Source organism: Bradyrhizobium sp. sBnM-33 (assembly GCF_032917945.1).
Taxonomy (GTDB): domain Bacteria; phylum Pseudomonadota; class Alphaproteobacteria; order Rhizobiales; family Xanthobacteraceae; genus Bradyrhizobium.
Map to the genome: position 1 here is coordinate 469289 of NZ_CP136624.1, position 12622 is coordinate 481910.

9 protein-coding genes are annotated in these 12622 nt (G+C 60.2%); 3 read left to right on the forward strand and 6 right to left on the reverse strand.

Annotation, left to right across the window (positions count from 1 at the left end; genetic code table 11):
• Window positions 1-42: 42 nt before the first annotated feature.
• From RX328_RS02305 to RX328_RS02315, 3 genes are all read right to left on the reverse strand, one after another.
• The gene (locus tag RX328_RS02305; protein WP_213252698.1) at window positions 43-1071 is read right to left on the reverse strand and encodes an HAD family hydrolase; all 1029 of its coding nucleotides are present in this window, start codon (window positions 1069-1071) and stop codon (window positions 43-45) included.
• 142 nt (window positions 1072-1213) lie between these two features.
• On the reverse strand, window positions 1214-2902 hold the full coding sequence (locus RX328_RS02310) for an arylsulfatase (protein WP_213252738.1): 1689 nt from the start codon (window positions 2900-2902) through the stop codon (window positions 1214-1216).
• The gene (locus tag RX328_RS02315; RefSeq protein WP_213252739.1) at window positions 2899-3822 is read right to left on the reverse strand and encodes a formylglycine-generating enzyme family protein; all 924 of its coding nucleotides are present in this window, start codon (window positions 3820-3822) and stop codon (window positions 2899-2901) included. Before RX328_RS02315 ends, RX328_RS02310 begins: the two co-directional genes overlap by 4 nt.
• A gap of 512 nt (window positions 3823-4334) precedes the next feature.
• On the opposite strand from RX328_RS02315, the gene RX328_RS02320 reads away from it, so the two are divergent.
• The 3 genes from RX328_RS02320 to RX328_RS02330 all read left to right on the forward strand — a co-directional run bounded on the left by RX328_RS02320 (window position 4335) and on the right by RX328_RS02330 (window position 7539).
• A complete protein-coding gene (locus RX328_RS02320; protein WP_213252696.1) occupies window positions 4335-6476 on the forward strand; it encodes an ABC transporter substrate binding protein in 2142 nt (713 codons plus the stop codon).
• Window positions 6473-7090, forward strand: a complete 618-nt coding sequence (locus tag RX328_RS02325; RefSeq protein ID WP_213252694.1) for a response regulator transcription factor — start codon at window positions 6473-6475, stop codon at window positions 7088-7090. Before RX328_RS02320 ends, RX328_RS02325 begins: the two co-directional genes overlap by 4 nt.
• A 62-nt stretch (window positions 7091-7152) precedes the next feature.
• Window positions 7153-7539 (forward strand): response regulator transcription factor, encoded by a 387-nt coding sequence (locus RX328_RS02330; RefSeq protein WP_213252692.1) that lies wholly within the window; start codon window positions 7153-7155, stop codon window positions 7537-7539.
• A 98-nt stretch (window positions 7540-7637) separates the two neighbouring features.
• Here RX328_RS02330 and RX328_RS02335 read toward each other — a convergent pair whose 3' ends face one another.
• From RX328_RS02335 to RX328_RS02345, 3 genes are all read right to left on the reverse strand, one after another.
• A complete protein-coding gene (locus RX328_RS02335) occupies window positions 7638-11141 on the reverse strand; it encodes a PAS domain S-box protein (protein ID WP_213252690.1) in 3504 nt (1167 codons plus the stop codon).
• A gap of 54 nt (window positions 11142-11195) precedes the next feature.
• The gene (locus tag RX328_RS02340; RefSeq protein ID WP_409410828.1) at window positions 11196-11621 is read right to left on the reverse strand and encodes a response regulator; all 426 of its coding nucleotides are present in this window, start codon (window positions 11619-11621) and stop codon (window positions 11196-11198) included.
• Between the two features lie 225 nt (window positions 11622-11846).
• Entirely contained in the window at window positions 11847-12566 is a 720-nt protein-coding gene (locus RX328_RS02345; protein WP_213252688.1) for a GntR family transcriptional regulator, read from the reverse strand.
• Window positions 12567-12622: the final 56 nt, after the last annotated feature.

The window sequence follows — 12622 nt, forward strand, 5'->3', positions numbered from 1 at the left end:
ATTTCGGACTCCGGCGCAAATTTTGCACTCTGTTGTGCCGCCTTATTCGAAGGCAAAGATCCGCTTCCAGTCCTTCTTCATGTCGACCACGGTCCATTTGTTCACCGCCGCCGCGTCCAGCGCTACGTCGAGCTCGCCGAAATGCGAGTGTCGATCGTAGGCATATTCACGCTCCGCATCGGTGTGGTGGACAATCAAGCCGAACCGCGCGCCACTAGCGCCGAGCGTCGTCCATTGCAGCATTTCGAGATCGCCGTCGGAATTGCCGAAGGCCGCGATCGGACGGCGGCCGATGTACTCGTTGATACCGACTGGCTTGCCGGCCTTGTCGTCGATGAAATTGATCTGCGGCAGCCTGAACAATACGGGCGTACCATCGCGCATCTCGAATCGAGTCTTGATCGACGATCCGACGACCTGCTCTGGAGGTATTCCGTAGATCCGCTCGGTCCACGGCCGCATGAACTCGATACCGCCGCCTGATGTGATGAAGGTTTTGAAGCCGCTGGCCCGGAGATAGGTGAGCAGTTCCAGCATCGGCTGGTAGACTAACTCGGTATAGGGCCGCTTGAAGCGGTGATCACGCGTGCTCGCAAGCCAGTCGGAGGTGATCTTCTCGAACTCTACCGTGGTCATACCGGCATGGGTGACCGCCACCAGTTCTACCAATCCCTTTTCACCGGAGGCCGCCAGTGCCTTCAGGTCGCCATCCAGCACCGCAGCGAATGGCTGCTTGGTCTTCCATTCCGGATGCGTCGGCGCCATGGCCTTCACACGGTCGAGTACAAAGGCCAGTTGCACGTACATCGGCTGCTCGACCCAAAGCGTGCCGTCATTGTCGAAGGTCGCGATGCGCCGATCGACCGGTACGAACTCAGGCCCGCCTTGCGTCGTGACGCGCGCGACGAAGTTGAGGATTGAAGCCTTGGTCGCACCTTCGTTCCAGGACGGCAGCGGATCGGATGGCGTCTGCGCGGACGCGAAGCGATACGATGCGGAAAGGAGCGGGAGAGTTGCGAGCGAAGCGAGCAGGAATCGGCGATCGATGAGGGGAAAGCGAATCGGCCTCATATCACTCTCCATAGGTTAACGGGGACGGCGCCATGACAGCGCTGTCCTCTCCAGTCGGATCCCGTCAGTTGCCCGTCGGCATCGGCAGTTTAGTGCCTTCACCGGACGGCAGGACAAATTCAGCGTTTCATTCAGCGTGACCCTAATTCTTGGCGGTGGGGCCCTCCTGCAGTTTCGCCAGAACCTCATTAAGTGCGAAGCTGCCGGGCTTCTGACGCGGCGGGTATTCCTGGTAGGTTTTCAGGTGTGCGGCTACGTAAGCCTGCGCCGGCACAAGCATGAAGGCACGCTCGACACGCCACTTGGAATATTCTCCGGCGTCGACCTGAGCCCGCTCGAAGGGGTCGGCGCGGAGGTCGAAGAGCTTGGGGAAACGAAGTGTAATTAGCGGGTTCTCCCAAACGCTAAGCCCCTCGACGCGCTGTTCCATGAACACGAGCTTCCAGCGGTCGTAACGAAGGCCGGCGAGGTTGCCGTCATCGGTCCAGTAGAAAAATTCCTGACGTTTGCCAGGGCCGGCTCCTGCCAGCACATCGCGTTGGTTGTAGCCGTCCAGATGCACTTTGAAGGTCTTGCCTCCGGACTGGTATCCCGTCAGCAGCTTTTCCGTTACATTCGGTTCGCCGGCGGCGGCGACGAGTGTCGGCACGAAATCTTCATGCGAGGTGATGTGGTTGATCTCGGTCCCGGGCTTGATGACGCCGGGCCAGCGCATCATGCATGGTACGCGGTAACCGCCTTCCCAGTTCGTGTTCTTCTCGCCTTTGAACGGTGTAGTGCCGCCGTCCGGCCAGGAGAACACCTCAGCGCCGTTGTCGGTCGTCCAAACGACGATGGTGTTGTCGGCAATGCCTAGATCATCCAGCTTTTTCATAAGCTGGCCCACCATGCCGTCGAATTCGGTCATGCCATCCGCGACGATACCGAGTCCGGTCTTGCCCTTCGATTCCGGTTTGAGGTGGGTGTAGATGTGCATTCGCGTCGCGTTGAACCAGCAGAAGAACGGCTTGTTGGCTCGGTGCTGCCGGTCGATGAAGTCGAGCGATGCCTCAAGAAACTCGCCATCCACTGTCTCCATACGTTTCCTGTTGAGTGGGCCTGTGTCTTCGATCGTCTGCTTGCCGACGCGGCCGAACCGCGGGTCCTCCGTGGGGTCGTCCCGATCGCTTGCCTTGCATTTCAATACGCCGCGCGGGCCGAACCTGGCTTTGAACTCGGGGTTCTTGGGGTAGTCGGGGTTCTCCGGCTCCTCCTCGGCGTTGAGGTGGTAGAGGTTGCCAAAGAATTCGTCGAATCCATGAACGGTCGGCAGGTGCTCGTTGCGGTCGCCGAGATGATTTTTGCCGAATTGACCGGTCGCGTATCCCAGCGGCTTGAGCAAATCCGCAAGCGTCGGATCCTTTTCAGACAGTCCCTCCTTGGCGCCAGGCAATCCGACCTTGAGAAGGCCAGTCCGGAAGCAGGATTGACCGGTGATGAATGCGGCGCGCCCCGCGGTGCAGGACTGCTGCGCGTAATGGTCAGTGAAAATCGCGCCTTCCTTTGCGATGCGGTCTATATTCGGCGTGCGGTAGCCCATCATGCCCCGGTTGTAGGCGCTGATATTCCAAAGTCCGATGTCATCACCGAAGATGACGAGGATGTTGGGCCGCTGGCCACGAGGCGCGGCAGGTGTTGGTTGCTGGGCCTGCGCTGGCGAAACCTGCCCAGCCGAGATCAGGCCGGCAGTCGCGAGCGCCGATGTTCCCGCCAAGAGCATTGCGCGACGACTCACAGCAGCGCGAGGGCGTTGCTCTTTGTTGTCGTTCTCATGAGAGGAGTTGGTACTCATGCTCGCTTCCTTTCCCTGGTGATGCACCTGAAGCCAACGTGACTCATCGATGTATCAACCGGCTGCGCATGCCGCGCTGCCGGGCGATAGCGACGGCAATAATTGGGCGCGCAGAGATGCGAGCCGCCTTTAACCACCTTGCGCGGAATTCTGATCTGCGGCTGCGATGGGTCGTAGCTGCCGGCCTCCCGCCCGCCGCGAGGGTTCTCGGGAATGCAGCACGCTTTCGGCGCATCCGCTTCGTGCTTCGGCGAATACCAGTCGCTCGTCCATTCCCAGACGTTGCCGATCATGTCGTAGACGCCGTAGCCGTTCGGCGGAAACGCCGTCACCGGCGACGTGCGAAGAAAACCGTCCTCGTTCAGGTTCTGGTTCGGGAAATTCCCCTGCCACGTGTTGGCCATTTGGCGTCCATCAGGCGTGAGTTGATCGCCCCAGGCATATTCCGCGCCGTCGAGTCCGCCGCGCGCGGCAAACTCCCATTCGGCTTCTGTCGCCAATTCCTTGCCCGCCCATTTCGCATAGGCCGCCGCATCGGCGTGGCAGATGTGCACGACAGGATGATCGTCGAGCGCGTTGATGTTGCTCTTACGCCCATAGGGACGGCGCCAGTTCGCATCCTTGGTGAAGCACCACCACTGAGACCAGTCGCGCAGATCGATTGGATGCTTGGGCGGCGTGAACACCAGCGAGCCCGCAAATAGCATGTGCGGCAGAGCGCCAGGATAATCTTTCGGATTGGGCGGGATCTCGGCGAAGGTGACGTATCCCGTCGCGCGAACAAATTCTTTGAACTGCCGGTTGGTCACAGGCGTGCGATCGATCCAGAATCCGTCAACGGTAACTTCGTGCGCCGGGGCTTCTTCGGGATAATGCTTGTCCGATCCCATGCGGAAAGTGCCGCCGGGTATCCGGATCATCGCGTCGGTCTGCGAAGCACCGACCGTGACGTCAGCTTTGAATGTGCTTGCAGGGAAAAGCGTTGTCATCTCGCGCGCTGCCTCCCGCTCGATCGCCAAAATTGTGATCCGGAGGGCAAGCTACGCAGGAGCCCCGTCACAGGCTATTGGACCGTGGTCCAACATCGGAGCGAGCCTGCCGGCGCCACTGGGCGGGCCTTGCGGCGCTTGCGCGCATGAATTGCACTGAGGCGACATCCGCCGGTTGTTCCGTCGCGCGAAAAAATTCCCCTTGATTCTACTCACGAATCCTGGACGTCCGGGGGAGGATACGACCCCAAAAACGTGCTAAGGTTGCATGGCGGCAACGTTGAGCCGTGCGGGCAGATTTCACAGTTTGTGAATTTACAATTGTAACGTTTTGAGTGGCGGCCTTCTTCAGTATGATTAGGACGCGCATTGTCGTGTGGAGCATCGGACTCCTTTTTTTGCTCGCGGGGGAGGCCCGCGCTGGGGAGCGTGCGCGCGTTCTTATGCTTCACGCCTTCAACTACTCTTTTCCTGCCACCAGCGTGATCGCGGAGGCCGCTCGCAAGCGGCTGGTCGAGCACTCGAAATCAGTCGAGATCGATGCGGAGTTTCTCGATCTGGGTCGAAATACTGACGAGGCCCATTCGCTGCGAACGGCGACGTTTATTCGCGACAAGTACGGGAAGCATCCGCCGGATCTGGTGATCACGCTCGGCAGCAATGCGTTGCCATTTGTCGTCAAGCACCGAGACCTGCTTCCCGATGTCCCGGTCGTCTTTGCATCCATCTCGCCACAGACGTATGCTGCCATGCGATTGCCACCGAAGATGACCGGGATCATCACTGCGTTCGATCTGGCGAAGACGCTTTCGCTCGCGGAGCGGCTCCAGCCGGATGCAAGCAAATTGTTTGTAATCGCCGGAAGCGGCGAGACCGATCGCCGCTGGCAACCGGTGGCTCGCAAGATGATCGAGGAGCGCGGCGGCAAATTCGAGACGACATTCCTGTTCGAGCTTCCATACTCAGAACTCGTCGCTGAACTGTCGAAGGTGCCCAACGATGCGATCGTGATCCTTCTGACGGTTTTTGCCGACGGCGAAGGCAAGACCTTCGTCCCTGCGCAGGTCGCGGCTGATCTGTCCGCGTTGTCAGCGGCACCGGTTTACGGCCCTTACGATACATTTGTCGGCAGGGGTGCCGTCGGCGGCTTTGTTGAGACGTTCGAGTCGGTCGGCGTTGCAGCGGCTGAAATGGCGATCGAAATCATGGAGGGCGCGGATCCGGCCACGCTCGCGCCCCGAACCAATCCCGCGCAGCACTACCGCGTCAATTACCGGGCAATGCAACGCTGGAATCTAAAAGAGAAAGACCTCCCGCCCGACACCGTTGTTCTGTTCAAAGAGCCGACGATCTGGGGTCAGTATCGGGGCACCGTTCTTGCGGCACTCTCTGTCCTCGGCTTGCAATCGACAATTCTGGGCGCCTTGCTGATTCAGCGGCGCAGGAGACAGCGCGCCGAGGAACTCCTTAAGGAGAGCGAGGAACGGATGACCTTTGCCGCCGCTGCAGCAAACATCGGACTCTGGAAGTTTGACCGGGATACCGATGAATTGTGGGTTACCGAACATGGCAGGGCGCTGTTCGGGCTGCCGAGTGATGCACCTCTCACCCGCGAGGCATTCCTTGCCACTGTTCATCCGGATGATCTCGAAACCGCAAGCCGTTCGCTTCGGAATTCCTTCAGGACGGAGCGGTCCACGGCCAGCGACGTGCGAATTGCCTTGCCAAGCGGTGAGACCCGTTGGATCCGCATGCGCGCCCGGTCCTATACGGAGAGCAACGGCGAGCCAAGGCAACTAGGGGGCATTTTCGTCGACATCACCGACCAGAAATCGGCCGAGGCTGAGACCGCACTACAACGTGTGGAAATTGAGCACCTGATGCGGGTGTCCGCGCTCGGCGAACTTTCCGGCTCGATTGCGCACGAGGTCAACCAACCCCTCACTGCGATCCTGTCAAATGCGCAGGCAGCCCTCCATCTCCTCAGGCAGAATGCTCCCGATCTAGCGGAGATTCGCGGCGCCCTTGAGGACATCGTGCATGAGGATAACCGGGCTGGCGAGGTTATCCACCGTCTCCGTAGCCTTCTTAAGAAGGGCGAGAGGAAGGTGGAAAGCATCAACATAAATGACCTTGTCAGATCAACAATCAGCTTAGTGCACAGCGAGCTGATCGGCCGCGACATCAGCGTCAAACTTAATCTGCAAGACAACGTGTTCCTGACGCGGGGTGATTCTGTTCAGTTGCAGCAAGTTCTGCTTAACCTCATCATGAATGCGATGGACGCCATGGCCTCGACCCCAACAACCCAGCGGTCCATCCTGATCTCGACCCGAGAGGCGAAAGCCGGAATGATAGACGTGCTCGTGAAGGATCGGGGGCACGGCATCTGCCCCAAGGAAAATGGCCGGCTGTTCGAGCCGTTCTACACCACCAAGGCCCATGGCCTTGGCCTGGGTCTGGCTCTTTGTTCGACGATCATAAAGGCGCATCAGGGAAAGCTGACCCTGGTCAACGGCGAGGGCGGTGGCGCTGTTGCTGGATTTTCGTTGCCCGCCCAGCAACCTGCATTCAGTTCTGCATGACCGACAAGTTCACGGTTTATCTCGTTGACGATGACCCCGGAGTCCTCAAGGCGTTGTCGCGACTGCTCCGCGCCAAGGGTTATGACGTCAAGCCCTATTCTTCGCCGCAGGTATTCCTCGAAGAGCATGACGAGGCGATTCCCGGATGCGCCGTACTCGATGTTTCGATGCCAGATCTTGATGGTCTGGAGATTCAGGATGTGTTGACCACCGCCAGTGGCTCGCATCGTCCCATCGTGTTCGTCACCGGCAAAGGCGACATTCCCACCAGCGTACGTGCCATGAAAGCCGGGGCGATCGATTTCCTGACCAAGCCGGTAAAGGACCAGGATTTGTTTGAAGCGCTATCCCGCGCTGAAGCCATGGACGCCGAGTTGCGTCGACTTCGTTCCGAACTGGACGTGATGCGAGCGAAGGTAAGGACCTTGACCCCACGTGAACGCGAGGTGCTTACGCATGTCGTGGCGGGGCGGCTCAACAAGCAGATTGCCGGCGAGCTGGGTACGGTCGAAAAGACCATCAAGGTTCACCGCAGCCGGATGATGGAGAAACTTGGCGTTCGAACTGTCGCCGACCTGGTGCGGATGGCCGAGAAGCTCAAACTGTCCAAATAAGACGCACCTGTTGGCCCAAGGGCCAACTCGACGAGCGCAGGGTGCACCGGCAATAGTCTTCCATGGCGGAAGCTTCCCCATGGATTGCCATTGTGGACGATGATCCGGCCGTGCTCAAGGCCTTGAGTCGGTTGCTGCGTTCGCACGCTTTTCGTGCCCGGGCATATGGATCGGGAGAGGAATTTCTCGCGGCGTTGCCAGCTGGTCTGCCCGTATGCCTGATTGTGGATCTTCAGATGCCAGAGATGAACGGCCTGGAGCTTCAACAGCATCTCATAAGCAACGGCATAAAAATTCCGACAATCCTTATCACCGCGCATGCCGACGCTGCGCTGCAAGAACAATCGCATGAAGGTACGCAGGTAGCCAGCCTCCGGAAGCCTTTGCAGGACGAAGCCTTATTCTTGGCTATCGACAGGGCGATCGGCAGTTCGCGAAATATTGGGTAGGACCGGATGCAGCAAAGGACGGGCGCTAACCCAGAGGTCTGGTCAAATGAATGAAGTGACTTGAGAGATACTGTAACTGGATGAAGTCTGCGCCGTCGTCAATCGGCGAGCGCTTTGCGGATCATGATCGCCATATCCGATTTCCGGTAGGGCTTGGCGAGCAGCAATACGCCTTCGTCGAGTCGCCCGTGATGAATAATGGCATTCTCGGTATAGCCCGAGGTGAACAGAACCTTTAATCCGGGCCTGGCCTTCGCTATCTCGTCGGCGAGTTGGCGGCCGTTCATGCCGGGCATGATCACGTCGGTAAATAGCAGGTCGAACGGATGGCCGGTGTGGACCAGCGCGAGAGCCTCGGTCGCGTTCGCGGCATCCAGCGTGACGTATCCGAGCGAATGCAGTTGCGCCAGCACATAGTCGCGCACCAGCTTGTCGTCCTCCACCACCAGAATCGTTTCATGGCCGCCCTCGACGGCCGGCGCCAGTGTAGCCTCGATCGCCGGCAATGCGCCCGTGGCCGGCGGTAGATACATCTTGATCGTCGTGCCATGGCCTTCTTCGCTGTAGATCATGATGTGGCCGGCCGATTGCTTGATGAAGCCGTACACCATGCTCAGCCCAAGGCCGGTACCTTTGCCAGGTCCCTTCGAGGTGAAGAACGGATTGAATACCTTGTCGAGCATCGCAGCCGGAATGCCGGCTCCGGTGTCGCTTACCGCAATCATGGCGTAGCGACCGGGCCGGACGTCGCTATGCATCCTCGCATATTTGTCATCGAGCATGACAGAGCCGGTTTCGATGATGAGCTTGCCGCCATCGGGCATCGCGTCGCGGGCGTTAAGGGCAAGATTGAGGATCGCGGTGGCGAGTTGATTGGGATCGACGATCGCGGGGCATGTTTCGTCTTCGAACACGGATTCGATCTCGACATGCTCGCCGAGCGTCCGCTGCAGTAGTTTCGCCGTGTCGATAATCAGCGTGTTGACATCGGTTACCTTCGGCTCCAGCGGCTGCTTGCGTGCGAAGGCGAGCAGGTGCTGGGTAAGGTCGGCGCCGCGTGAGGCCGCCTCGTCGATCATTCGCGTGATGGCGGCAAGCTGCGGTTCGCCCTTGACGGCGTCAGCCAGAATTTCGATCGTTCCCGTGATCACCGTCAGGATATTGTTGAAGTCGTGCGCGATGCCGCCGGTGAGCTGTCCCATCGCCTCCATCTTCTCGGCCTGCCGGATCCTGTCCTCGGCCGCGATCCTGTCGGTGAGATCGCGCATGAAGCCGTTGAACACGAATCCGTTGCGCCGCCGAAGCTCGGTAATGCTGAGCTCGACCTTGATTTCCTTTCCGTCGCGCCGCATCGCCTCGATTTCGAAGCGGCGGCCGAGGACGGCGGCCTCGCCGGTGCGCAGAAACCGCTCCAGGCCGACCTTGTGTGCATCGCGGTGGACGTCGGGAATGATCAGCTCGCTCAGCTTGGTGCCAACCGCTTCCGCGCGCGACCAGCCGAATATCTTCTCCGCCTGCGAGTTCCAGTCAGTGACGATACCCTGATCGTCCATCTGCACGAAGGCATCGAGCGCGGTGTCGATAATGCCGCGCGCGAGCTGTTCGCTTTCGCGCAACGTCTCCTGTGCCAGGCGGCTCTCGGTCATGTCGCGACCGACGAAGAAGAAGCGCTTGGCCGGCTCGGACCATGTCCCGAGCCACGACAACCACACCTCTCGTCCGTCCTTGTGAATGCAGCGGGTATCGGAAATCTTCGGGCGCTGCCCGCGCCGTGCTGCACGCATTTCCTGACGCGAGGTCTCAAGGTGGTCGCGATGGATGAAGTCCTCCCCGCTGCGGCCGATCATTTCTTCCGGCCGATAACCCAATATGGCCTCGCAACTCGGGCTGATCTGAACCAGGAATCCCCGGGAATCCATCACCATGATCAGATCCTGCGAGGTCTCGAAGATACGTCGAAGCTCTTCGGTCTGTTGCCGCAGCACCTGCCTCGTCATGTTGGTTTCGGTGATGTCGCGTGCCACCTTCGAGATGCCGATGGTCGTGCCTGAGGGAGTCTTGATCGGGGAGACGCTGAGCGAGACTTCGATCCGGCTGCCATCTTTTTTCAGGCGGACGGTTTCATGTTGTTCGATGCGTTCGCCCGAGCCGATCCGGCGCAACGTGTCATGCACCTCGGGCAGCCGGTCCATCGGAACGAGAAGGGTAATATTCTTGCCCACAGTTTCCGTAGCCGTGTACCCGAACAGCCGCTCGGCGGCCGAATTCCAGCCGGTGATCGTGCCATCGAGCGACGTCGTGATGATGGAGTCATTGGAGGATTCGACCGCTGCGCTGAACAGCCGTTCCCGTTCGGCGTGATGATCGCGTGCAGCTACGGTGCGGCGATGCTCCTGGACCTCCTGTTGGAGCGCCGCGGTTTTTGCATTGACCTCCTCGATCGCGTGCGCAAACGCGCGCGCAAGCACGCCGGTCTCGCCGCGCGCATCGACCGGGATGGCCGCCTTGCCTTTGGCCACGCCCTGAACGGCTTCGGTGAGGCGGACAATCGGCCGGGCCAGCGACCTCGCGATCAGCAGCGCCAGCACGGCTGCGCACAACACCGCGATCGCCCCGACCAGAAGCGAGGTATTTCGGATGCTGGCAGCCGGGGCCATGATCGCAGCGTTCGGGGTGGTCTCGATGACCCCAACCCATTCTGAACCGGCCAGGACGGCGGGAGCAAACGCGATCCCGTTGGACCGCCCAGCCTGGTCCGCAACGATATCGGCGCTGCCTTGCTTTGCCCCGGACTGCGACGCCAGATGTGGGAAGTCAGCTTTCCAATCGTTGGGTTTGCCGAGCAACAAGCCGAATTCGCGCGACCGGTCGGGGTGAATGAGATAGTCGCCCTGCCGGTTGACGACGTAGATCGTCTCGCCCGGCCACGCCGATGCTCTGATACGGTCGAACGCGCGGCGCATGTCGACATTGACCATGAAAAGGCCGAACGGCTTGCCGTCGTCCGAGAAGATCGGCGTCGCGATGCGAAGCGTCGGCCTGTGCACCTCTTCGATGAGTCCGTTGCGGCGACCCAAATCGAGCGGTGAGACGTAGATTTGTCCAGGAGGGAGCCGCATCGTTTCCTGGAAATAGCTGCGATTATTTCTCTTCAGCAATCCCTCTTCAGGCACGATCCGAACCGTGTCGTTCGGTCCCGCGCGATCGACGCGGACAAGCTCACGGCCATCGTCATCAAGTCCTATGATCCGAATCATCGCATAGGCTGGCTTGGCTTCGAGTTCGGCCGCGAAGCGCGAAGCTAGCCGGTCGCGCCAGACCTTTTCGGAGACACCATCGGCCGGATCTGTACCCCCCGCTCTACGGGCGCGGACCAATCCATGCAGCGCCGCTGCGGAACGAAAGCCCGTGACATCTCCGGTCGCGCTCGCCGCGTAATATTCAAGGTCGGTCGCGATCTGCCGCGAATGGGTCTCGATGCGGTCGCGGGCGCGCAGGAGCAGCGCTTGTTCCAGATTGCGATAGCTCAGCCATCCGACCGCGGTAACCGCGATCGCGACCAACGCAATCATCGCGATGGCTAGCCTGGTTGTGAGCGTCATGTCGGTGTTCGGTCGCCCCGCTCCGCTCCGGCAATCCACCGGACGAATCGGATGCTATGGCGCATTACGGGGAGGACGCAACACCGCGGGGCGTGCCGGCGAGCCACGTTCGGCGGCTTCCAGGCAGCCCGTGACGGCAGCCAGAAGGTCGGCCGGCCGGAACGGCTTCTGCAGACTGGAAATCGCTCCGAGCTTGGTCGCCATGGTCAGGAAGTCGGGAGCTGAGTCCGCTTCGGACGAGATCGGCCGGCCGGAGATGACAATGATCGGCATCTGCGGCCGCTGTTGGCGAACCATCCGCATGGTTTCAAATCCGTCCATTCCAGGCATAAAAATGTCGAGGAACAGCAGATCGAAATCTCCGCTCTTGCACAATGCCAGGCCCTTCCGCCCGTCATCGGCGGTGACCACGCTATGCCCGGCGCGCTCCAGCAGCAGGCGGACCGTCATCTGGACCGCCACATCGTCATCGATGAGCATTTTTGCCAAAGTAAAAGGTTCTCCGGGCCCCGCTGGAATCAAATCAACGGCAGGTTGCGAGTTTTGCCGAATCCGCGTGTTGCCGCAACTGCTACCCCGGCAGGAACGTTCCGGTTGGGCGCTCAAAAAGCCGGTACAAAATGTCGGCATCCGGGCAGACAAATATGGAACCCGGAGCGTGCGAGCGCGATTCGCCCCGCGCGCATGCGGTGTAGTTAGCCGAGATCAGTTGCTGAGATATTCCGGATAGCGCGAGCGGATTTCGTCAAGTTCGCTCAGCGTGCCCGACAAATGGGTACGCAGGTGCTTCTGCGCCGCTTCGGGTTCGCCGGCCTCGATCGCTTTTGCAATCAGCTTGTGATGCCGCAGGATATCTTGCGCCTTGCCAGGGGAGGGCAGATGCAGCCGGCGCAGCCGGTCGATATGTCCGCTGCGGCTGCGCACCAATGACCAGATGTCCTGCTTGTCGGTGGCGGCGTAGAGCTTGGCATGGAACTCGTTGTCGGCGGCCATGAATTTTTCGAAGTCGCCAGCTTTCGCGAATTGCTGTTGGCGAACGATGATCGAATGGAGCTCTGCGGCGAAGGCTTCGTCATGGCGTATCGCCAATATGCGGACGATCTCGAGCTCGACCGCCTGCCGCAGAAAATGCGCCTGCTGCGCCAGCCGCACGTCGACCCGGCTGACCACCGTGGCGTATTGCGGAAAGACGTCGACCAGCCCTTCCTCCTCGAGCCGCATCAGCGCATCACGGATCGGCGTCGAACTCACCCCGAATTGTCCGGCCAGTGCGGCGCGTGACAGCGGCGATCCCGGCGGCAGCTCCAGCGAAATGATCATGCCGCGCAGGCGCTCGAACACCTGCGGTGCGGCCTGACGATCGCGATCGAGCCGATCGGCGGAACGCGGGACGGAGCGACGAGAAACAATCTGGGATGCAGCCATCGAACGAACCGGCCTCAGAAGGCGCTTGCTTCAAATGCACTAATACATTAGTGCAT

What these genes read in the sequence shown, in the direction of transcription:
- RX328_RS02310 (WP_213252738.1), bottom strand. Translation starts at nt 2,902, where the DNA reads ATGAGTACCAACTCCTCTCATGAGAACGACAACAAAGAGCAACGCCCT.
- RX328_RS02315 (WP_213252739.1), bottom strand. Translation starts at nt 3,822, where the DNA reads ATGATCCGGATACCCGGCGGCACTTTCCGCATGGGATCGGACAAGCAT.
- RX328_RS02335 (WP_213252690.1), bottom strand. Translation starts at nt 11,141, where the DNA reads ATGACGCTCACAACCAGGCTAGCCATCGCGATGATTGCGTTGGTCGCG.
- RX328_RS02305 (WP_213252698.1), bottom strand. Translation starts at nt 1,071, where the DNA reads ATGAGGCCGATTCGCTTTCCCCTCATCGATCGCCGATTCCTGCTCGCT.
- RX328_RS02345 (WP_213252688.1), bottom strand. Translation starts at nt 12,566, where the DNA reads ATGGCTGCATCCCAGATTGTTTCTCGTCGCTCCGTCCCGCGTTCCGCC.
- RX328_RS02325 (WP_213252694.1), top strand. Translation starts at nt 6,473, where the DNA reads ATGACCGACAAGTTCACGGTTTATCTCGTTGACGATGACCCCGGAGTC.
- RX328_RS02320 (WP_213252696.1), top strand. Translation starts at nt 4,335, where the DNA reads ATGCTTCACGCCTTCAACTACTCTTTTCCTGCCACCAGCGTGATCGCG.
- RX328_RS02330 (WP_213252692.1), top strand. Translation starts at nt 7,153, where the DNA reads ATGGCGGAAGCTTCCCCATGGATTGCCATTGTGGACGATGATCCGGCC.
- RX328_RS02340 (WP_409410828.1), bottom strand. Translation starts at nt 11,621, where the DNA reads ATGCTCATCGATGACGATGTGGCGGTCCAGATGACGGTCCGCCTGCTG.